Consider the following 21976-nt stretch of genomic DNA (forward strand, 5'->3'; position numbering starts at 1 on the left):
GGTCACCTCCGATCCCCGGCGAGCACGGCGTCGACCGCGGAGGTCAGCGCGTCCTCGGCCCGTCGCAACTCGGTCCGGCGGGAGTCGAACTCGGTCGTGAGCGTGCCCGCGCGCTCGGTGACCCGCTGCGCCGTGCGCCGCACCGCCTCCGTTCCCGGACCACCCGGCTGCGGCCGGTCCAGCACCTGCTGCGGACGCAACCCGGCGGCGAGCGCGGCCTCCACGACGGCGTCGTCGGCCTCACCCAGGCCGGCCTCGGTGATCGCCTTCGCCACCAGCTCCGTGGTCCATTCCGCGGGAGGCGCCTGACGCACGAGCGCGCCGACGACGGAGTGCGCGCCGCGCCAGGGTACGCCCGCCGCGGCGAGCGCTTCGGCGACGGCCGTCGTGGTGGCGCCCGTGGCCACCACCTCCTCCGGTGCGGGTGGCTCCAGGGGCGTGATCTCCGTCAGCAGGCCGTGCATCAGGGTGAGGAAGCGCACCGCCCGGTCCCCGGCCCGCCACAGGTGCTGCTGCACGTCGGTGGTGGCGTTGTTCGAGTCCTCGTACCAGGCCGCCCCGACGTTGTTCACCGTCGCGGCGAGGTCGGCCGCCGCGGCACCTGCCATCGAGCACATGTGCTCGAGCACCACCGGGTTCTTCTTCTGCGGCATGATGCTGGAGCCCTGGCAGTAGGAGTCGGGCGTGACGATCCAGCGGAACGTCATCCAGTCCAGCATGGTGCGGGCCATCCGGGCCCCGCTCGCCAGGATGCGGGCCTGTACCGCGGCGGTCCGCACGAGGTGCTCGGCGCCCGCCACCGCCTCGTAGGACGAGGTGAAGGTCTCCCGGAACCCGAGCAGCTCCGTGAGCCGGTCGGGCGCGATCGGCAGGTCGGTGCCCGCGAACGCGCACGACCCGAGGGGCGAGACGTTGAGTTCGTCGTAGACGGACAGCAGCTCGCCGGCCTGGCTGAGCAGCGCTTCGGCGTACCCCGCCAGTACGTGGCCCAGGGTGGTCGGCTGTGCGGGCCTGCGGTGGGTGTATCCGACGATGAGCACGTCCGCGTGCCGGTCCGCCTGCGCCGCGGCGACCTCGGCGGCCGCGCACGCCAGGCGTGCCTGTTCGAGCACGTTCTCGCGCAGCACCATGCGGAAGACCCCGGCGTCGAGGTCGTTGCGGGAGCGGGCGAGTTGCACGTCCAGTTCGGAGCGCTGGACGCCCGCGGCCTCGGCGAGCCGCTGCTCGACGAGGTAGTAGACGTCCTCGACGCTGCCGTCGAACACGAGCCGGTCGTCGGGGGCCGAGAGGAGTTCGCGCAACCCGCCGAGCAGTGCCCGAGCGCGCTCTCCGGGCAGCAGACCCTGCTCGGCGAGCATCACGACGTGCGCGAGGCTGGCCTGCAGCATGGGGCGGTAGAGCTGGGGCGCCGACTCCTCGAACGCGACCCTGAGGTGGTTCTGCCAGTACGTGGACAGCTTCGGCATGAGACAACTTTCTCCGTTGTGGCGCAAGGTCAGCCCACCGGCAGCGCGGTGGCACCGGCCGACTTCTTGCGTGGCCCGTCACCGAGCCGGTTGGACAGGACGAGCACGGCCAGGATCAACACGATCTGCAACGTGCCGTAGGCGGCGGCGCTGCCGAACTCGGAGGAGTAGATCCGGTTGTAGATCTCCACCGACATCGGCGGGAACCCCGGCGGGTAGACGACCACCGACGCGACGTACTCTCCCACGCCGTCCACGAAGGCCAGCAGCGCTCCGGCGAGCACACCGCGCACCACCAGCGGGAGGGTCACGGTGCGCAGCACGCGCAGCGGCCCGGCCCCCAGGTTGCGGGCGGCCTCCTCCAGCGACGGATCCATCTGGTCCAGCGAGGCGCTCGTCGAGCGGAACACCAGGGGCACGAACCGGACGAAGTAGGCGACCGGCAGAATCCACAGGGTTCCCACGAGGGTCAGACCGAGGTTGCCCGCGTTCGGCTCGTTGAACGCGGTCACGAGGTTCACACCGATCACCGTGCCCGGCAACGCCCACGGGAGCATGATCATCACGTCGAGGACGGACCGGCCGGGCAGCTTCCACCGGGCCACCACCCACGCCGTCGCCGCACCGACGAGGATCGCCGCCGCCGTCGCCAGCAGGCTCATCTGCAGGCTCACCGAGATGGGCAGGAGGCTCTGCGGATCGGTGAAGATCCGTACGTAGTTGTCGAGCGTGTACTCGCTGGGCAGCACCTGGGTCGTCCACGAGCTGTCGACCGAGAAGGACACGAGCACGATCACCAGTACCGGCGCCATCAGCAGCATGGTGAGCAGCAGGCTCCCGACACCCGCCGCCGTCTTGCCCAGTACGGAACCGGGGGAGCGGCGCGGACTCGGGTGGCCCTTCGACAGGCTGCGGTGCACCCGGCGACCCTGGTACCAGCGCATCCCCACCAGGAACGCGATGGACACCACCGTCAACGCCGTCGCCTGGGTGGCCGCCAGCGCCTGGTTGCCGGAGGTGCGGGCCGAGACGATCTCCATCGTCAGGGTCTGCACGTTGTACAGCTGCGGGGCCGTGAACGACGCCATCGACATCATGAACGTCAACAGCGCGCCGGAGACCAGCGCGGGGGTGAGCATCGGCAGCAGGACCGTGCGCCACACCCTGGCCCGGCTCGCCCCGAGGTTCGTGGCCGCCTCCTCCAGCGAGCCGTCCAGCCCGGCCAGCGCCGCGGACACCGACAGGTAGAAGTACGGGTACATGGTGAAGGCGTGCACGAGGATCACCCCGGCCACGCCCCCCACCGAGGTGGTCGACGGCGAGATACCGAAGAGCTCGCTCAGCGACCGGGGCACGATTCCGGTCTCGCTGTACAGCAGCACGAAGGAGACCGCGCCGATCAGCGGCGGCAGCGCCATCGGCAGGACCGCGAACACCGACAGCAGTCGTCGCCCCGGGAAGTCGAACCGGTGCATCAACACGGCCAGCAGCGTGCCGATGACACCGCAGCACACCACCGAGGCCAGCGACGTGACCACCGACAGCAGCAGCGCCCGGCCGGAGGCGCCGCCGAACAGGCTCCCGTAGTTCGCCGCGAAGCCCTCGCCTCCCGCCGAGGTCCCCGCGGTGGTCGCCATCGGGATGACCACCAGGAACAGCAGGACGGCGACGACCGGGAGCGCGAGCACGTAGACGAACCGGTCGCCTTCGGGCGCGAACAGTCTCCGCCGCCTGGGCGGGGCAGGCGGCGGAGCGTCCTGGGCGCTGGTGGGTCGTGTGGTGGCCGGAGCGCTCATGGCCGCACCACCCAGGCGCGCCCGGGTTCCACCCGCACGCCCACCCTGTCCCCGGGCCGCGGCAGGTCGGCTCGGTCGGCCACGGTGACCGCCAGTTCGAGTTCACCGGCGAGCAGGTCGAACTGGCAGCTCGAACCGGTGAACTCGATGCCCCGCACGACGGCGTCGAAGATCCCGTCACCGGGCTCGGCGAATGTGAGATGCTCCGGCCGGACCGACACGGCGACCGACTCGCCCGTGTCGACCCCGAGGTCCTCGGGATGCCCGGCCAGCACCGTCGCTCCGCTGTCCAGCTTCACCGCCGCCCGCTCGCCCTCCCGGCCGACGACCTCACCGGGCAGCACGTTGCTGCGTCCGATGAAACGGGCCACGAACGCCGACGCCGGCTGGTGGTAGACCTGGCGAGGCGTACCGATCTGGTGGAGCTTCCCCGCGTCGAACACGGCGATGCGGTCACTCATCGCCATCGCCTCACCCTGGTCGTGGGTGACGTAGACGCTGGTGATACCCGCGTTCTTCTGGGCTCGACGGATCTCCGTGCGCATCTCCTCGCGCAGCTTGGCGTCCAGGTTGGACAGCGGCTCGTCGAGCAGCAGCACGGCGGGCTCGATCACGAGCGCGCGAGCCAGCGCCACCCGCTGTTGTTGACCGCCCGAGAGCTGGTCGATCCGGCGCTCGGCGTAGCCGCCGAGCCCGACCGACTCCAGGGCGGAGGCGACCCGCCGACGGCGCTCCTCCTTGGCCACCTTCCGTGACACCAGCCCGTACGCGACGTTCTGGGCGACGTCGTAGTGCGGGAACAGGGCGTAGTTCTGGAACACCATGCCGGTGCCGCGCTTGTTCGGCGGGACGGCCGTCATGTCACGGCCGTCGAACAGGATGCGACCGCTGGTGGGCGACACGAATCCGGCGATCATGCGAAGCGTCGTCGACTTTCCGCACCCGGACGGGCCGAGCAGGGTGAAGAACTCACCGGCGGAGATGGTGACGTCGACATCGTGCACCACCGGCGCCGCAGAGCCGTAGCTCTTGCTGATTCGGTCGAGGCGAACGGGGATCATGGGCTGGGTTTCCTCCACACGGGCACCGGTGTGGTCACTGCTCGTTCTTGATGTTCTCGCTCCAGTAGGAGATCCATTCCTTCTCCTTGGCAGCGACCAGGTCCCAGTCCACCGGCATCTCGGTCAGTTTCAGCGGGGCGAGCCAGCTCGGCTCCTGCTCGAGCTCGACGGTGGGAATCTGGTAGTACTCCTCGGCGAGTTGTTTCTGGGTGTCCTGCTGGAGCAGGAACTTCAAAAACGCGTCCGCGGCCTCGCCGTTCGGGCCGCCCTTGACCTTGGCGACCCCGTCGACCAGCTGCGGGACCCCGGAGGCCGCCGAGACCGGCTTGAACGGTGCGTCGTGCTTCTGCTGCTGGAGCAGTACGTCCTGCAGGTTCCACACGCTCACGGGCGCTTCCTCGCGCTGGATCCGCAGGTACAGGTCGGTCGGGTTGGCGGCGTAGACCTTGGTGTTGGCGTCGAGCTTGCGCAGCCAGTCGTAGCCGGCCTCGGTGTCGTCGGCCCGCGCGATCATCGCCGAGTAGATGCTGCGCATGGTGCCGGAGGCGGCCACGTCGCGAATGATGATCTTGTCCTTGAACTGGGGTTCGACCAGATCGTCCCAGTCCTTCGGCGCTTCCTCGGGGCTGAGCATGTTCTCGTTGTAGAAGATCACCTCGGCGAGCACCATCTCGCCCAGCCAGCGGCCTTCCGCGTCACGGTAGCGCTCGGGGACGGTCTCGCGGACATCCTGGGGCGCGGGCGCGAGCAGGTCCTGCTCCGCGGCGAGGGTGAACTGCTGCTGGGTGCCGCCCCACCAGATGTCGGCCTGCGGACGGCCCTTCTCGGCCGAGACGCGTTCGAACGCCTCCTGCGCGCCGAGGGTCAGCAGACGGACCTTGCCCTCGTACTCGGGGTGCGCGGCCTCGAAGTCCCGCACCACCTTCTCGGCGAGACCCTTGTCCCGGGCCGTGTAGATCGTCAGTCCGCCGCCGTCTCCGGCGGACTGGAGTCCGCAGCCGGCGGTGAGTCCGGCGAGTAGCAGCACGCCGGACAGGAGGGTCAGGATTCTGCGCATCTAGCTGCCCTTTCGTGGCAATGGCTGCGCGGGGTTCGCAGCGTGGGACAACAGGGAAGGTGAGACGGCCCCGACATTCAGGGCCTGGGGTCCGAGTTCGGCGTAGACGACCTCGGGAGCGGAGGGTGCCGCCGCCCGGACGAGGTCGCGAAGTTCGGTGAGCCCGGCATCGCCGAGCCGGGGTGCGGCTCCGGCGAGAACCACGCGGGCCGGGTTGGTCACGCACGAGCAGACGACGACGGCGAAGGCCCATGCCTCGATGACCTGGCGACGCAGTGAGGCCACGGCGGGCTCCGCGACACGCGCCGCCAGCGCGGCGACCGGGTCCCGGCTCTCGTGACCGTCCAGCTCGGACAGCGCGGCACCGATTCCCGGAACACTCCACCGCTGTTCGAAGGGACCGCGGTCACCGGTGTGCGGGCCGGGAGGAACGCTCGTGGGCAGGAAACCGATCTCGCCTGCGAAGCCTGCCGCTCCCCGGCACAGCGACCCGTCGCTGACCACGGCGGCGCCGATCCCGTAGCCGACGTAGACGAGCACGAGGTCGTCCACATCGGTCGCCGCGCCGCGCTCCCGTTCCCCGAGGGCGACGAGGTTCACGTCGTTCTCGATCTGCACCGGCAGGCCCAGCCGGTCGGACAGCATCGCGGCCAGCGAGTCCTCCCCGAGGGCGCGCAGGACGGGGGAGAGGGTGACCGCTCCCTTCTCGGTGGCGACACCGGGGAGGGAGAACACCACGCGGCTGGGCCGGGGCTGCGGGTTCGCGTCGAGCGCCTCGGCGACGACGGCGACCAGATCGCCGAGGGGTTCGGCCGGGTCCACACGGCGGCTGTGGCCGCTGAGCAGCTCCCCGGAGAGGTCGACGACGGCCGCGTTGGCCTGCTCGCCTTCGAGGGAGAGCGCGACCAGCGACTCGGCGGACGGGTTGAACCGCAGCAGGTGGGGGCGTCGTCCACCCGACGAACCCGCGGTGCCGACCTGAACGATGTGGCCGGTGGCCATGAGGTCCCGAACGATCACCGTGAGCGAGGACGGCCGGTAGCCGGTCAGCTCGGCCAGTTCCGTCCGGGAAACGGGACCGTGTTCCCGAAGCGCTGCCAGCACGGCGCCCGTGCGGATGCGGCGCAGCGCTTCCTGCCCGGTCGGCGCCGACCGTTCGGCTGGATGAGACATGGCGAACTTTATACGGCATCCGAAGTAAGTTTGGGAAGATCGTTTTACGTAGTCGTCCGGACACACGGAGCGATCCTCCCGGCAGCGGCGAGCGGTGTCCGCTCACGTGTCGGCGTGCTCCACTCCGGACTCGCGGACGCCCCTCGCCGACTCGGGAACGGTCACATGGGGGCGGCGACGAGGCCGGGAGCGACGAACAACGCGACACCCGCGCCGAGAAGGCCCGCTCCCACGAGGTGACTGGTCAGGTCGGGGCGGGGCAGCACCTTCTCGATCGTGATCACCGCCGCGATGACGGCCATCCACACCAGGCTCATCACGCCCGCCGCGAGCAGGACGGCCATCAACCCCCAGCAACAACCGACGCAGTAACCACCGTGGCGCGCACCGACCGCGAGCGCTCCCCCGGGGCCGCGCGCCGCCTGTGGACCGTGCCGCATGACCAGAGCCAGCGGCGAGCGGCAACGCACCAGGCACCACCGTTTCAGCGGGGTGAACTGATAGCAGCCCGCGGCGAGCAGAACGACCGCTCCGGCTCTCACCGAGGTCGTGCTCCCGGCCTGCACCACGGCGTCGAAGCCGCGCACGACCGCGTACGCGACCACCCCGGCGGCACTCCACACCACGAGGTACCCGACCGTCAACCCGGCCACCATGACGCGCGTGCGCGACCCCGCGGACACCAGCCTCCTGATCCCGACCGTGAACGGGGTGACGGCGGGCAGCATCATGGCCGCCATCATCACCACCCAGGTCAGCACGAAGAGGCCCAGGCCGACGGACATCGAGGCCATGCCCGGCTCCATCGGCGAAGATCCGGAGAGGATGCCCAGCCGCATGTCCGGCATCGCCAGCACGCTGGTGAGCACCCACGCCGTCGCGGCGAGAGCGAGCAGGAGCGCGGCGAGCAGCAACTCGACCCGGGTCCACGCGCGGACCGAAGGGATGCCACGCCCGAGTGCCTGCCGGGTCATGCTCAGTCGGGCCCCGACCAGTCGAACGGAATGAGCTTGCTGGAGTTGCCGGAGCGATCCCGCTGGTAGCCGTAGGCGTCGGCGCGGTCGACGACCGCCTTGCCCCACGTGGCGGGTGGCTGGCCGGGACCGACCTCGGCGCCGGGCAGGTTGTGCACCTGCACCCGTGCGTCGGGGGACGAGGTCGGGCCGGTCAGCGCCTCGGCCCGTGCCTCCGCCCTGCCGGGCACCCGCACCCCCCAGGTGGCGAGGTCGTCGGCGATCGACACCTCGATCGGAGCGAACTCCATTCCGCGCATCTCCGCGTTCAACATGGACGAGAACCGCGCGGGCCAGCCACCCGCCTGACCACCGAACACGGTCTGCAACGCCGCGCGCTGCTCCTCGTCGGCGCGTTCGTCGAAGAAGACCACCGCGTAGGCGTCGGTGTGCTCACCGCTCCAGACGTTGCCCGTGAACGACCCGAGCATGGCCACGTTGAGCCCGTCCAGCCGCGTGTCGCCGTACTGACCGCGACGGATGTGCCAGAGGAGCACCCCGTCGCAGTCGCCGTAGGTGGGGGACTGGGCGAAGGAGCAGGGGCAGGGGATCGAGCACTTGCAGACGTCGAACCACACGCCTTCGAGACGCCACTTCGACACCGCGGACGAATCCATGGTCGCCTCCCGAATGTGTCGGGTCGTCGGCGGATCCCACGCTACGCCTCGCCGGGATTCCACCCCACCCGGTGCCGCCGTGGGGCGCGAACAGTGCGCAAACTGCGTAGGCACGCCACGGGCACGCTCACGGCTGGTCACCGTTCGAGGCGGGCCCGCGCCGTCGGACGGCCTGCTGGTAGAGCCTTCCCGCCCGGTAGGACGAGCGCACGAGAGGGCCCGACATGACGCCGGAGAAGCCGAGGGCCTCGGCTTCCTCCCGCAGCTCGACGAACTCCTCCGGCTTCGCCCAGCGCTGCACCGGGTGGTGGCGTACCGAGGGGCGCAGGTACTGGGTGATGGTGATCAGTTCGCACCCCGCGGAACGGAGGCGCCGCAGCGCCTCGCTGAGTTCGGCGCGGGTCTCGCCGAGACCCAACATCAGGTTCGACTTGGTGACCAGCCCGGCTTCCCGGGCCCGCGTGAGCACGTCGAGCGACCGCTCGTAGCGGAAGCCCGGCCGGATGCGCCGGAACACGCGGGGCACGGTCTCGACGTTGTGGGCGAACACCTCGGGGCGGGCCGAGAACACCTCGGCCAGCGCACCGGGAGCGGCCTCGAAGTCCGGAGCGAGCAGCTCCACTCCGGTCTGCCCGGCGGCGCGGCCCGCGGTGACCGCGTGGATGCGGCGCACGGTCTCGGCGTAGAGCCAGGCACCGCCGTCGGGGAGGTCGTCGCGGGCCACGCCGGTGACCGTCGCGTAGTTCAGGTCCATCGCCAGCACGGATTCCGCCACACGGCGCGGCTCGTCGCGGTCGAGCGGCTCGGGCTTCCCGGTGTCGATGAGGCAGAAGTCGCAGCGGCGCGTGCACCGGTCACCGCCCACGAGGAACGTGGCCTCCCGGTCCTCCCAGCACTCGAAGATGTTGGGGCACCCGGCTTCCTCGCAGACGGTGTGCAGCCCTTCCCGGCGCACCAGCTCGCGGAGGGCGACGTACTCGGGCCCGGTCCGCACGCGAGTCTTGATCCACTCGGGTTTGCGTTCGATGGGAGTCCGGCTGTTGCGCACCTCCAACCGGAGCGGCTTGCGTTCGCCTGGTGCGATGGTGGACATCGGTGTCTCACTCCTGTCGTCGGTGGTGTCCGGTCAGGCCACGATGCGCAGCGGCTGTTCGAGCAGGGCGGTCAGCTGCCGCAGGAACCTCGCTCCGGTGGCGCCGTCGACCGCCCGGTGGTCGGCGGACAGGGTCACGCGCAGGATCGAGCGCGCGACGACCTCGCCGTCGACCAGGCGCAGTTCCTCCGAGGCGGCGCCCACGGCGAGGATGGCGGCTTCCGGCGGGTTGATCACCGCGGCGAACTGCTCGATGCCGTACATACCGAGGTTGGAGATGGTGAACGTGCCGCCCGACATCTCGTCGGCGCGGAGCCGGCCCTCCCTGGCACGGCTCGCCTTCTCCCGCGTCTCGGCGGCGATCTCGGACACGCTCTTGCGGTCGGCGTCGCGGACCACGGGGACGACCAGCCCGTCCGGCACGGCCACGGCCACCCCGAGGTGCACGCCACGATGCCGTAGCAGTGTGTCCCCGGCGAACGAGACGTTGACGGACGGGTCGGCGCGCAGCGTGACCGCGACGGCCCGCACGATGAGGTCGTTGAGGCTGACCTTCGGGCCGTCCGCGGCCCGCAGCGTGTCGTTCAGCGTGGTGCGGAAGGTCAGCAGGTCGGTGACGTCGATGGCGGTGGTGAGGTAGAAGTGCGGGGCCTGCTGCTTGCTCTCGGTGAGCCGCCGGGCGGCCACGCGCCGCACGGTGGTCAGCGGTATCTCGTCGGCGTCCGTTGTGGACACCGCATCGGCCGGCGAGGTGGCCGCCGGGGCAGGTCGGGCGGGTGCGGGTGATGTGGTGACGGCAGCTTCGACGTCCTTGCGGATGATCCGGCCGCCGGGGCCGCTCCCCTCGACGGTGTTCAGGTCGATCCCGTGCTCACGGGCGATCTTGCGGGCGAGGGGGGAGGACTTCGGCCGGGGGGACGAGGCTCCGGGGGCATTCGGTGCGCCGGGAGCGGGCCGGAGGGACGCGGGTGTGGTGTCCCGAGCCGGTGCGGACACGGGCACCGGCTCGGTTTCGGGGGCCGTGCCGCTGCCGTCCCCGACCACCGCGATGGGGGTGCCGATGGGGGCGCGGTCGCCCTCGGCGACGAGGACGCGTTCGAGCACGCCGTCGTCGTAGGCCTCCAACTCCATGAGGGCCTTGTCCGTCTCGATCTCGGCGACGACGTCGCCACGGCGGAGCTCGTCACCCACCTGCTTGCGCCAGGTGACGATGACGCCCTCCTCCATCGTGTCGGAGAGCCTGGGCATGGTGATCTCGGGCATGTGTCGTCCTCACGGATGTCGGGTCAGCGCCGGCCGATCGCGGCCAGCGTCTCCAGCACGGCGGTGTGCAGTGACTCCGCCGACGGGAGCGCCGCCGTCTCGAGCGGTTTGGCGTAGGGGAGGGGGACTTCCGCCGCGGCGACGCGCCGCACGGGGGCGTCGAGATGGTCGAAGGCTCCGTCCGAGATCGACGCGGCGATCTCGGCGCCGACGCCGTAGGTGAGCCAGTCGTCCTCGGCCACGACCACGCACCCGGTCCTGCGGGCGGAGGCCACCAGGGTCTCGCGGTCGAGTGGGCGGAGACTGCGGAGGTCGATCACCTCGGCCGAGACGCCGGACTCGTCACGCAGCCGGTCGGCGACCTCCACGGCGACCGCGGCCATGCGCGAGTAACCGACGATCGTGATGTCCGTCCCCTCCCGCACCACCGCCGCCCTGCCGATCTCGGCGGGGCCGAGGTCGTCGGGGACCTCTCCCTTGGTGTTGTAGAGAGCGAGGTTTTCGAGGAAGAGAACGGGATCGTCGTCGCGCACCGCGGCGAGAAGCAACGCGCGAGCGTCGGCGGGCGTGCTCGGGGCGACCACCTTGAGGCCGGGCACGAACGCGTAGTACAGCTCGATGTTCTGCGAGTGGGTGGCGCCGAGCTGCTGACCGCCGCCGCCGGGGGTCCGGATGACCATCGGCACGCTGGTCTGCCCGCCGAACATGCCGTAGATCTTCGCCGCGTGGTTGACGATCTGGTCCAGTGCCAGCAGGGAGAAGTTGATCGTCATGATCTCCACGATCGGGCGGAGACCGAGCATCGCCGCGCCGACCGCGGCGCCGACGAAGCCCTCCTCGGCGATGGGGGTGTCGCGCACGCGCTTCTCCCCGAACTCCTCCAGGAGCCCCGAGGTGATCTTGTACGAGCCCCCGAAGACGCCGATCTCCTCGCCGATGAGCAGGACGTCGTCGTCCCGGCGCAGCTCCTCACGCAACGTGTTGCGCAGTGCTTCGCGATAACTGATGACGGGCACAGTGGGTCCTTCGCGGTCTAGAAGAGCGGGTCGGCGGGCAGGCGGCGGTCCTCGCCGCGCACAGGAGTGGCGTAGGTGTGGTCGAACAGGCTCGACGGCTCGGGGTGCGGACTGGCTTCGGCGAAGGCCACCGCCGCGTCCACCTCCTCGGCCGCCGACTGTTCGAGGGCGTCCGCGCCGTCGTCGTCCACGACGCCCGCGGCGACGAGCTCAGCGCGGAACCGGATGAGGGGGTCGGCCGCCCGCGCCGCGGCGATCTCGGTCTCGCTGCGGTACTTGGCCGGGTCGACGACGGAGTGTCCCTTCAACCGGTGGCTGACGGTCTCCAGCAGCGCCGGGGTCCCTTCCTCGCGCGCCTGGTCGATCAGCCGCCGAGCCGTGTCGCGCACGGCGAGCAGGTCCGTGCCGTCCACCCGTTCCCCGGGCATGCGGTACGCCGCCGCCCGCCGGAACAACTCGGGCTCGGCCGACGACCGTTCGACGGTGGTGCCCATGCCGAGGTTGTTGTTGATCACGACGAAGACCACGGGCAGCCGCCACAGCGCCGCGAGGTTGAGCGATTCGTGGAACGCGCCGATGTTGGTGGTGCCGTCACCCATCTGGCACACGACGACGTCGTCGTCCCTGCGGTAGTCCACCGCGAGTGCCGCGCCCACGGCCAGGGGCAGCTGCCCTCCGACGATGCCGTACCCGCCGAGGAGCCGGGAGGGGACGTCGAACAGGTGCATCGAGCCGCCCCAGCCCTTGGAGGTGCCGGTGGTGCGACCGTACAACTCGGCCATCACACGACCGGGTTCGATGCCCTTGGCCAGTGCGTAGCCGTGTTCGCGGTAGTTGGTGAACAGGTAGTCGGTCGGGCGCATCGCGGCCAGCAGCCCGACGACCGTGGCCTCCTCGCCGAGGTTGAGGTGGCAGTAGCCACCGATCTTCGCCTGCGTGTAGCCCTGTGCGGCGCGCTCCTCGAAGCGCCGGACGAGCACCATGTCGCGGTAGTACCGGCGCAGAGTCTCGGGGTCCTCGCCGGGAAGGGCGGGCCGGGACGCTTCGATCGTTTCGGTCATCGTGTGCTCCTCGGGCTCCTCGGCGGTACGTGCACCGGCAGGCCCAGTGCGGCGAGAGCGGCCTCCATCCCGATCTCACCGAGCGTCGGGTGCGCGTGGATGGTGTGAGCCAGCTCGTCGAGCGTCGCCTCCAGACTCAGGGCGAGAGCTCCCTCGGTGATCAGGTCGCTGGCCGACGGCCCGATGACGTGCACGCCCAGCACCTCGCCGTGACGCCGGTCGGCGACGACCTTGCAGAAGCCCTCCGTGTCGCCGTACGACCGGGCGCGGCCGAGCGCGGCGAAGGGGATCTTCGCCGTGACGACGTCGTACCCGGCCGCGCGCGCAGCTTCCTCGGTGCGGCCGACACTGGCGATCTCGGGATGGCAGAACGTCGCGGCGGGCACGACGTCGTAGTCGAGGCGAGCGTCGTGCCCGGCGGCCATGTCCGCGGCGACGAGTCCCTGGTGCGAGGCGACGTGCGCGAGCAGGGCCCTGCCGGTGACGTCGCCGATCGCGAACACGTGCTCGACGTTCGTGCGCATCCGGTCGTCGACCACGACGAAACCGCGGTCGTCCGTGGTCACCCCGGCGGTGGCGAGGTCGAGGTGCGCGGTGTTGGGCCGGCGGCCGACGCCGACCAGGACGACGTCGGCGCCGACCTCCCGCTCGCGCGGACCGCCGACGGCGACGCGCAACGGCGCCTCCGCCCCCGCCTCGGTGATCGCGGTGACCGTGGACCCGGTGAGCACGGTGATGCCGCGGGCGGTGAACGACCGCTCCAGCGCCGCGCCGACGTCGGCGTCCTCGGCCGGCACCAGCCGGTCCTGCATCTCCACGACGGTGACGTCACTGCCGAACGCGGCGAACAGGCTGGCCCACTCGACACCGACCGCGCTGCCGCCGACGATCACGATGCGGTCCGGGATCTCGGTGAGCCCGAGCGCGCCGTCCGAGGTGACGACTCCCGGCAGGTCGGCGCCGGGCACGGGCAGCCGCGCGGGAGTGGAGCCCGTCGCGATGACGACCTGCCGCGCGGTCACGCTCTCGACCTGCTCGCCAGGCTCGGCGGCGTAGCGGGGCCCGCCGGGCGCGACGGGGGACGGCCCGGTGGTGTGGACGTCCACTGTGGTCGGACCGGTGAACCGGGCGTGGCCCTCGATCACCGTGACTCCGTTGGCCTTGAGCAATCCGGCCACACCGTCGGTGAGGGTACGCACGACGTCGTCGCGGTGTCGCAGCACCGCCGCGTAGTCGACCCCGGCGACCTCGGCCACGACCCCGTAGCGTTCGGCGTCGCGCACGGTCTGGAACACCTCCGCCGAGCGGAGCATGGCCTTGGTGGGGATGCAGCCCCCAGTTCAGGCACACCCCGCCGGGGCGCTCCTTCTCCACCAGGCCCACCGAGAGGCCGCGTTGGGCGGCCCGGATCGCGGCCACGTAGCCCCCCGGCCCGCCGCCGATCACGAGCAGATCGAATTCCCGCACGTCCTCGTGCTCCTTCGTGTCACTGACGGCGACCGCACCCGTGTCGCGGTGATCGCCGGATGGCACGAGTCTCGTAGACGCGACGGGCCGCCACCATGCCGCGCGGCCCAGTGTTCGCGACGCGGAATTGGGCGCAGTGCCCAGTCGGCACACCTCTAGAGTGGTTCGCCCGGCAGCTCCAGCGCCGACAGTGCCAGGGACAGCTCGACGTAGGCTCGTCTGCCGTGCAGCGGTCTGCCGACCAGGGTGGACACCCGTTGCAGGCGGTTGAGCACGGTGTTGCGGTGGCAGTGCAGGCGTGCCGCGGCATGGGCCGCCGACCGGTCCTCCTCCAGCCAGACCGCCAGCGTGCGGAGCAGGACGTCCCGCTCGCGGGCGGGCCGTTCCAGCACTCCGCCCAGGCTGCGCGCCAGGAGCCGGTCCGTCAGGTCGGGCGAACGGGCCAGGAGAGCTTCGGGATAGCGCTCCTCCAGGGACACGAGCCCCGGATCGTCCGGCCTGACCGTGCTCAGCGCGACCAGGGCGAGGGCGTGGGCGGTGCTCACCTCGGCCAGTTCGGGCACTGTGGGCGAGGCCGCCGCTCGCCCGCGTGCGAGGGGGCGCAACCGGGCGAGCACCTCGCCGAGGGAGCGGTGCTCCAGTGCCACCAACCCGACGAGGGTGTCGACGCGGGTGAGCCACACGGAACGGATGCCGACCGCGCGGAGCGCCGTCCTCGGGCCGGCGAGCGCCGCGATGCCGTCGGGGCCGACGTCGGCCACCACCGCGATGTAGGCACTCGTTGCGGGAAGCTCCAGTTCCTGCGCCGCGCGGGCGGCGAACGCCACGTCGTGGGCGCGCGCGCCGAGCAGGTCCTCCACCAGCGCGGTGCGGCGTTGCTCGTCGCGGCGCACCCGGTCGAGCTCGCTGTCGCGGTACGCGCTGGACAGCGCGGACGACAGCTGGTCGATCACCGTCCAGGTGGCCGTGCCCGCCTCCAGCACGGCGGCGGGCGGCACCCCGGTTCGGGCGGCCTGTTCCAGCAGCGCCTCCCACACGATGCGGCCGCCGAGCCGGAACGTTCGCAGCATCACCTCCAGCGGCACGCCCTGGGCCAGCCGATGCCGGGCGATGGCCGCCGCGACGTCGTCGTCCGAGACGGGCCTGCCGACGTGGCCGCCGAGCACCTCCAGCACCCGGGTGAGGTAGTCGCGGCAGCCCTCCCGCAGGTCGTCGCGCGGGACAGGGCTGTAGTCGGTCCACGCCGGGTTGTCGGTGAAGATCGCCGCCAGCAGCCGTTCGATGAGGGTGTCGACCTCGGTGAGCAACGCCTCCGCCAGCGCACGGGTGGCCGAGGAGATGTCGGGACCTTGTGCTCGCACAGCCGCCGACGTTACCCCGGACGCTTCCCGGCGTGGCGGCCGCGGAAACCGCGTCGCCTACGCGCAGGACATCGACAGCCCGCCGTCCACGGGGAGACAGACGGCGTTGACGTAGGCGGCCTCGTCGGAGGCGAGGAACAGGCTCGCGTTGGCGACGTCCCACGGGGTGCCCATCCGTCCCGTGGGGCTCTGTGCGTGGCGCGCGGCGAGCAGGTCGTCGAGGGAGTCCGCCTGTGACGCCAGCTGCTGCCGGACCAGGGGCGTGTCGATGAAGCCCGGCGCGACGGCGTTGGCGCGAACGCCGTGGGATGCGTAGGTGAGCGCGAGCGACACCGTCAGCTGGTTGACGGCGGCCTTCGCGGCCATGTAGGCGGGGTAGGAGTAGCCGACGTGCCGCAGCGCGGCGACCGACGACACGTTCACGATGGCGCCCCGCCCCCGCTCGACCATGCCGGGCAGCACCTGCCCGCACGCGTGGAACACGCCGTCGACGTTGAGCGCGAACGCCCGCCGCCACCGCTCGTAGCTCAGCTCGACGGGACTGCCGAGGACGGTCACGCCCACGTTGTTGTGCAGGACGTCGACCGGGCCGAACACCTCGGCGGTCCGGTGGACGGCCTCGGCGACCTGGTCGCCGTCGGTGACGTCCGCGGTGAGGGCCGTCGCCGTGCCACCCTCGCCGCGGACGGCGTCGGCCGTGCGCCGGGCGGCCTCGGGATCGAGGTCGGCCACGGCCACCATCGCGCCCTCGCGGGCGTAGGTCATGGCGGCGGCCTGCCCGTTGCTGACGCCGTGTTCGCCGCCCCCACCGCCGAACACGAGGACCACCCGGTCCCTGAGCCGTTCACCCCGCGGCACGATCCGCCTCCTCCAGATAGAGTTCGAAGGTCACCGCCACCGGATTGCGGCCTTCCACGACCACACCCGTGTGCACCCGCCCGTCGAGGTCCACCAACGACCCGGCCAGCACGATCCGGGGGCGTGCCGTGCCCGCGCCGTGGACCGTCCCGGTGAGCGTGGCGAACTCCGTGGCCGGCCACGGCACCTCCACCAGCCGGGAGCCTCGGCGCAGGTGGGCGCCGACCGCGCTGCCGAGGCTGGCACGGACCACGGCCGAGTCGAACCCCGCCTCGGCGGCGACGGTCGCCACCGCCTCGTGCAGGTCGACACCAGGTCGGACGCGGGAGACGGCCGCGCGCGGCCCCGGGACGTCACCACACGGCACGGGGTGCGGGGTGAACACGGGCATCGTGGTCTCCGGGTCGGTGTCGCTCACCAGCGCGACACCCGGCAGGGCCCGCAGCGTCACCTGGATCGGCACGTCCCCCACGGTGGTCTCCGGCAGGAGGTGGCCTCCCCGCAGCCGCCCCTCGCCGTCGAGCCAGGTGGCGTGGACGTGGGCGAAGCCACGACCCTCGCGCATGCCCACGGCCGCGGATCCGCCCACCACGAACCCCGGCGCGACGGGCTCGACGGTCTCACTGAACGTCGCGGGCGGCGCGCCGTCGGCGCCGATCGCGGGATGCACGTACCGCAGCCTGCCGAAACAGCCGTGGGAGAGTTCGGCGTGGGCACCGCGGCAGCCCGCGGACCGGGTGAGTTCCCACAGGGCGTCGGCGACCACCGAGCCCGCCGGGAGTTCGGCGCGCACCACCGACACCGGTGTGGCCACCGAGACGATCCGCTCGGCCGCCGGGGGCCCCGGATGCACCAGGGGCACACCCGCGCGCCGGGCCGTCACGAGGCCGCTCCCTCGTGCTCCAGGCGTTGCCGGATGGTGCGCTTGACCACCTTGCCGTAGCCGGACTTGGGGATGCCGTCCCACCACACGAACCGCTTCGGGATCTTGTACCGGGCGAGTGTGTCCGCCAACCATGTTCGTAGTTCCTCGTCGGTGGCCGGATCGCCGTCGGCGGGGACGCACACCGCGACACCGACCTCGCCCCACTTCGGGTCGGGTACGCCCACGACCGCCACCTCGGCCACCGCCGGGTGCCGCAGGAGCCTCTCCTCGATCTCTCTCGGGTACACGTTGGACCCTCCGGAGATGAACATGTCGGAGGCCCGCCCGGTGACGTAGAGGTAGCCCTCGTCGTCGAGCAACCCCAGATCACCCGTGCGGAACCAGCCGTCGCGGAACGCCGCGGCGTCGGCCTGCGCGTCGTTCAGGTATCCGGCGAACACGGCGGGGCCCGCGACGCAGATCTCCCCCTGCCGCCCGGCGGGCAGCTCCGTGCCCTCGTCGTCCTGGATGCTCACCTGCATGCCCGTCCTCGGGTAGCCGCAGGTGCCGAACTCCACCCCCTCCGGGGAGGGACGGTCGTGCTGCGCGGGTGGCAGCACCGTGATGTTGCCGGTCACCTCGCCGAGCCCGTAGTACTGCACGAGCACGTCCCCGAGCACCTCGCGCGCCCGCACCTGGTCCGCGCGGTACATCGGGGCGCCCGCGTAGATCACGTAGCGCAGTGAGCGGTGGTCGTGGCGCTCGGCCTCTGGCGCCCTCGTCAACGTGGTCAGGATGGTGGGGACCGTGAAGGCGTTGGTGACCCTCTCGGCCTCGACCAGCCGCCACACCTCGGCCGGGTCGAGACCGCGTGAGGTGGGCAGGACGGTTTTGGCGCCCCGCGCCACCTGCGGCAGCAGGTGCACGCCCGCGCCGTGGGACAACGGTGCCACCACGATCTGGGCGTCGGTCTCGGTCAGCCCGGGCATCAGGTCGCACAGGTGGTTGTTGACGACGAAGCCCATCTGGTCGTGCGTGAGCACCACCGCCTTCGGCCTGCCGCTCGTGCCCGAGGTGAAGAAGTACCAGGCGTGGTCGCCTTCCCACACCACCTCGTCCGACTGCCGCGAGCCGGGGGAGGGCAGGGACGCCAGAGCGTTCGCGGTGCCCGGTGCGGCACCGATCCACAGCGTGCCGCCACGCAGGTCGGCCGTGGCCGCCGCGACGGCGTCGGCGTGTTCGCCGTGGTCCGCGTGACACAGCAGTGCCGAGGGACGCACCAGCTCGGCCAGCCCGGCGACCTCGGAGGGTGTCAGCCGGTAGTTGGCGGGAGCGAACACGGCCCCGACCCGCCAGACGGCGAACATCGCCTCGACCAGCTCGACGTGGTTCGGCGAGTGCACGAGCACCGCGTCGCCCCGGCCGATGCCGCGTGAACGCAGCTCGGCGGCCACGGCGCCCACGCGCGCGTCGAGTTCCCGCCACGTCAGCCGCAGCGCGCCCTGGACGAGGGCGTCCCGTTCCGGCAGCCTGCGCGCCGTCGCGGTGAGCAGCCGTGCCAGGTTGACCGCCCGCCTTCCCCCCGCGCTCACCGGATCCGCTCCAGGACCGAGAAGTAGTTGGCGACGGCCGCGCCGCCCATGTTGAACACCCCCGCCAGTTCGGCGCCGTCGACCTGCATGTCGCCCGCCTCCCGGGTCAGTTGCAGCGCGGCCATGATGTGCTGGGAGATGCCTGTCGCGCCGATCGGATGTCCCTTCGCCTTGAGGCCGCCCGACGGGTTGACGGGCAGGTCGCCGGTGCGTTCCACCGTGCCGTCCGCGACCACGGCGGCGCCCTTGCCCGGCTCCGTCAACCCGAACGCCTCGTACTGGAGCAGCTCGGCGATCGTGAAGCAGTCGTGGGTTTCCAGCAGGTCCAGGTCGTCGAGCGTGATCCCCGCCTCCTCCGTCGCGTGGGTGAACGCGGCCCTGGCGCCGGCCAGCTCCAGCACGTCCGACCGGCGGCTGAGGGGAAGGTGGTCACTCGCGTGGGCGCGGCCCCGCCAGGTGATGGCGCGTGGGGCCGAGGCGGCGATGCCGGGCGCGGCCACCACCACCGCCGCCGCGCCGTCCGAGACCAGCGAGCAGTCGGTTCGCCGCAACGGGTCGGCGACGAGCGGGTTGCGCGCCGACACCTCGTCGCAGAAGTCGAGACCGAGGTCCCTGCGCAGGTGGGCGTGTGGGTTGTCGACGCCGTTGCGGTGGTTCTTGGCGGCGATCCCGGCCAGTGTCCGGCGGTGGTCGCCGTAGCGGTCGAAGTACGTGCGTGCGAGCCCGGCGAAGACTCCGGCGAAGCTACCCGCGTGTTCCTCCTCCCTGCGGTAGGAGGCGGTCAGCAGCACGTCGTTCAGGACCTCGGGCTCGGCCGTGGTCATCTTCTCGGCGCCGGCCACGAGCGCGATGCCACCCCGGCCCGACTGCACGAAATCGAGTGCGGCGTACAGCGCGGCGGAGCCGGTGGCGCAGGCGTTCTCGGCGCGTACGGCGGGCACTCCGGCGAGCTCCGGCAGCCCCACGCCGACCAGGCCTGCCTCGAAACCCTGGCGCGACAACCCTCCGTTGAACACCCCGACGAACACGCCGTCGACGTCACCGGGCTCCACACCGGCGTGTTCGAGGGCCGTGCCCGTGACACCGGCGAGCAGCGTCTCCACGTCGGGTTCGTCGGCTCTGCCGAACGTCGAGTGGGCCCATCCGATCATGCTGGGCGAGGTCGTCATGGTTCATCCCTCCCGAATGGACTCGTTCGTCGCCGCCAGTGCGGCGTGTACGGTCTCGGCCTCGCGTCTCAGGACCTCGGCCAACTCCTCGCGTCGCTGCCCACCGAGCCGCTCGGCGATGCTGGCGACGCTGAGCGCGGCGACGGGACGGCCCGTCCCGTCGTTCACGGCCACGCCGATCGCCCACGAACCGGGAACGACCAGACCGTCGTTGAGGGCGTATCCCGCCGTGCGCGTGCGACGAACGAGGCGCCGTAGCGTGTCGTCGTCGAAGCGGGGATAGTGCGTGCGGGCGGGCGCGGTCGTGGCCAGCACGGCGTCGACCTCGTCGTCCGGCAACGCGCTCAGGATGGCGAGGCTGCCAGCTCCGACACCGAGCGGATGGCGGTCCCCCACCGCGAGCGCGTAGTTGCGGATCGGGCCGGGACCTTCCTGCCTTCGCGCGCAGACCGCGTAGCTTCCGTGGCGCACGGTGAGGAAAGCCGTGTCTTCGGATACATCGGACAGTCGAATGAGACTGTCCGTGCTGAGGCTGCCCAGCCGATCGGCGCCGCGGCTGGCGAGTTCTCCGAGCACGGCGGCTTGCAACCCGAGCCGGTAGCGCGACGTCACGGGGTCCTGTTCGACGTAACCGGCCTGCACCAGTGCCAGCAGCACGCGTCGCACACTGGCCTTGGGTCGTTCGCTGACGCGGGTGAGCTCCGACAGGGAGACACCTTCGGGCCGGTCTCTGGCCAGGACGCCGACGAGGTTCAGCAGCACCAGAGCGCGCTGGATGCTCTGCGCACCCGCCGGTTCCTGCCCGCTCTCGATCGCGTGGGCAAGGGTCCACGATGCGGACCGCCTGGCGATCCGACTCCGATCGCTCAGGGCTTTCGGATCCGCATCAGGCCTCATGGGACGCCATCATGCGGCCAACTTCGACGGATGGCAATGGGTCCACATCGTGGACCGCTGATCGCGTCAAGTGATTGACATGCTCAAGTGTCGTCTCTCACCATCGGTGTGCCCTGCGACAGGGCGGACGAGGAGCGGACAATGAGGTCGATGCGTTTCCTGCGCGGCGTCGCCGTGCTGGCCTGCCTCGCGTTGGGCGCGTGCGGGTCGGTCACCGCCGCGCCGGGTGGGCCGGTCCACGACTGGACCATGACCGTCACCACCGGCGAGTCCTCGACGTGGTACGAGGCGGCGCAACGCTTCGCCGACACGCTGGAGCGCGAATCGGACGGCCGGATGCGGTTGCGCGTCTTCACCGGTGAGCAGCTCTCCGCGGGAGATCCCGCCGCGGGTGTCGAGCAACTGATGAACGGGGACAAGGACTTCTCCTACAACTCCACGATCATCTACGCGGGTATCGACCCCAGGTTCGGCGCGATCAACGCTCCGTTCCTCTACCAGAACCACGAGGAAGCCGACCGGGCGATCGACAGCGGCGCACGCGAGGCGTACGAGCGGCTGTGCGCCGAGTTCGGCGTCACGATGCTCGGATTCGGCGAGAGCGGTTTCCGGCAGATCACCAACAACGTCCGGCCCGTCCGCACGCCCGCCGACCTCGAGGGCATCAAGATCCGCATCCCGGGCATCGGATTGTTCACCGACGTGTACCGGTCGCTCGGGGCCAATCCGACCACGATGAACTTCTCGGAGGTCTTCACCTCGTTGCAGCAGGGGACCATCGAGGGGCAGGAGAACCCGATGGACGTCATCTCCTCCGCAGGACTCGCCGAGGTGCAGGAGTACCTGACGATCTGGAACTACGTTTACGATCCGCTGATCCTCGGGATGAACCAGGAGCTGTTCACCTCGCTCAGCCCGGCCGACCGGCAGATCGTGCTGGACGCGGCCCGCGAGGCGAACGAGTTCCAGGTCCAGGCCAACCGGAAGCTCGAACAGGCCCAGGTGGCGGAGCAGTCACGGTTGATGGAGGTCACCGAACTCACCGACGAGCAGGTGGACCGGTTCCGGCAGGCCGTGCGCCCGCTCTACGACGAGTACGCCGAAGTCTGGGGTCCCGCCCTGACCGACGCCGTGACCCCGGAGCGCTGAGC

18 protein-coding genes and 2 pseudogenes are annotated in these 21976 nt (G+C 71.3%); 1 reads left to right on the forward strand and 19 read right to left on the reverse strand.

What is annotated here, in order from left to right:
- Nucleotides 1–2: 2 nt before the first annotated feature.
- From SACCYDRAFT_RS10785 to SACCYDRAFT_RS10870, 19 genes and pseudogenes are all read right to left on the reverse strand, one after another.
- Entirely contained in the window at nt 3–1466 is a 1464-nt protein-coding gene (locus tag SACCYDRAFT_RS10785) for a lyase family protein (protein WP_005456097.1), read from the reverse strand.
- Nucleotides 1467–1495: 29 nt separating this feature from the next.
- On the reverse strand, nt 1496–3262 hold the full coding sequence (locus tag SACCYDRAFT_RS10790; RefSeq protein WP_005456098.1) for an ABC transporter permease: 1767 nt from the start codon (nt 3260–3262) through the stop codon (nt 1496–1498).
- Nucleotides 3259–4323, reverse strand: coding sequence for an ABC transporter ATP-binding protein (locus SACCYDRAFT_RS10795; RefSeq protein WP_005456109.1), 1065 nt, complete (start codon nt 4321–4323; stop codon nt 3259–3261). Before SACCYDRAFT_RS10795 ends, SACCYDRAFT_RS10790 begins: the two co-directional genes overlap by 4 nt.
- Nucleotides 4324–4357: 34 nt before the next feature.
- Nucleotides 4358–5380, reverse strand: a complete 1023-nt coding sequence (locus SACCYDRAFT_RS10800; protein ID WP_005456112.1) for an extracellular solute-binding protein — start codon at nt 5378–5380, stop codon at nt 4358–4360.
- Nucleotides 5381–6553: an ROK family transcriptional regulator gene (locus SACCYDRAFT_RS10805; RefSeq protein ID WP_043536369.1), complete on the reverse strand. Its 1173-nt coding sequence runs from the start codon at nt 6551–6553 to the stop codon at nt 5381–5383.
- A gap of 161 nt (nt 6554–6714) precedes the next feature.
- The gene (locus tag SACCYDRAFT_RS10810; protein WP_005456114.1) at nt 6715–7527 is read right to left on the reverse strand and encodes a DUF2182 domain-containing protein; all 813 of its coding nucleotides are present in this window, start codon (nt 7525–7527) and stop codon (nt 6715–6717) included.
- Between the two features lie 2 nt (nt 7528–7529).
- Nucleotides 7530–8183, reverse strand: a complete 654-nt coding sequence (locus SACCYDRAFT_RS10815) for a DUF1326 domain-containing protein (protein ID WP_005456115.1) — start codon at nt 8181–8183, stop codon at nt 7530–7532.
- Nucleotides 8184–8337: 154 nt separating this feature from the next.
- Nucleotides 8338–9276: pseudogene (gene lipA, locus SACCYDRAFT_RS10820) on the reverse strand (lipoyl synthase); the annotation flags it as partial.
- 33 nt (nt 9277–9309) lie between these two features.
- Nucleotides 9310–10539, reverse strand: a complete 1230-nt coding sequence (locus SACCYDRAFT_RS10825; protein WP_005456120.1) for a dihydrolipoamide acetyltransferase family protein — start codon at nt 10537–10539, stop codon at nt 9310–9312.
- 23 nt (nt 10540–10562) lie between these two features.
- Nucleotides 10563–11555, reverse strand: a complete 993-nt coding sequence (locus SACCYDRAFT_RS10830; RefSeq protein ID WP_005456121.1) for an alpha-ketoacid dehydrogenase subunit beta — start codon at nt 11553–11555, stop codon at nt 10563–10565.
- 17 nt (nt 11556–11572) lie between these two features.
- On the reverse strand, nt 11573–12616 hold the full coding sequence (pdhA, locus tag SACCYDRAFT_RS10835; RefSeq protein WP_005456123.1) for a pyruvate dehydrogenase (acetyl-transferring) E1 component subunit alpha: 1044 nt from the start codon (nt 12614–12616) through the stop codon (nt 11573–11575).
- Entirely contained in the window at nt 12613–13929 is a 1317-nt protein-coding gene (lpdA, locus tag SACCYDRAFT_RS10840; protein WP_232283810.1) for a dihydrolipoyl dehydrogenase, read from the reverse strand. Before lpdA ends, pdhA begins: the two co-directional genes overlap by 4 nt.
- A gap of 61 nt (nt 13930–13990) precedes the next feature.
- Nucleotides 13991–14236: pseudogene (locus SACCYDRAFT_RS27255) on the reverse strand (FAD-binding protein); the annotation flags it as partial.
- A gap of 2 nt (nt 14237–14238) precedes the next feature.
- The gene (locus SACCYDRAFT_RS10845; RefSeq protein WP_005456125.1) at nt 14239–15444 is read right to left on the reverse strand and encodes a PucR family transcriptional regulator; all 1206 of its coding nucleotides are present in this window, start codon (nt 15442–15444) and stop codon (nt 14239–14241) included.
- A gap of 57 nt (nt 15445–15501) precedes the next feature.
- On the reverse strand, nt 15502–16302 hold the full coding sequence (locus SACCYDRAFT_RS10850) for an SDR family NAD(P)-dependent oxidoreductase (protein ID WP_005456126.1): 801 nt from the start codon (nt 16300–16302) through the stop codon (nt 15502–15504).
- Nucleotides 16289–17185: a PCC domain-containing protein gene (locus SACCYDRAFT_RS10855; protein ID WP_005456127.1), complete on the reverse strand. Its 897-nt coding sequence runs from the start codon at nt 17183–17185 to the stop codon at nt 16289–16291. Before SACCYDRAFT_RS10855 ends, SACCYDRAFT_RS10850 begins: the two co-directional genes overlap by 14 nt.
- Entirely contained in the window at nt 17182–18759 is a 1578-nt protein-coding gene (locus SACCYDRAFT_RS10860) for an acyl-CoA synthetase (RefSeq protein ID WP_005456128.1), read from the reverse strand. The genes SACCYDRAFT_RS10855 and SACCYDRAFT_RS10860 overlap by 4 nt, the downstream gene beginning before the upstream one ends.
- Entirely contained in the window at nt 18756–19928 is a 1173-nt protein-coding gene (locus SACCYDRAFT_RS10865; RefSeq protein ID WP_005456131.1) for a thiolase domain-containing protein, read from the reverse strand. The genes SACCYDRAFT_RS10860 and SACCYDRAFT_RS10865 overlap by 4 nt, the downstream gene beginning before the upstream one ends.
- Before the next feature lie 3 nt (nt 19929–19931).
- Nucleotides 19932–20825, reverse strand: a complete 894-nt coding sequence (locus tag SACCYDRAFT_RS10870; protein ID WP_005456133.1) for an IclR family transcriptional regulator — start codon at nt 20823–20825, stop codon at nt 19932–19934.
- A gap of 141 nt (nt 20826–20966) precedes the next feature.
- Here SACCYDRAFT_RS10870 and SACCYDRAFT_RS10875 point away from each other — a divergent pair, with 141 nt between their 5' ends.
- Nucleotides 20967–21974, forward strand: coding sequence for a DctP family TRAP transporter solute-binding subunit (locus SACCYDRAFT_RS10875; RefSeq protein WP_005456134.1), 1008 nt, complete (start codon nt 20967–20969; stop codon nt 21972–21974).
- The last annotated feature ends 2 nt before the right edge of the window (nt 21975–21976 follow it).

Source organism: Saccharomonospora cyanea NA-134 (assembly GCF_000244975.1).
Taxonomy (GTDB): domain Bacteria; phylum Actinomycetota; class Actinomycetes; order Mycobacteriales; family Pseudonocardiaceae; genus Saccharomonospora; species Saccharomonospora cyanea.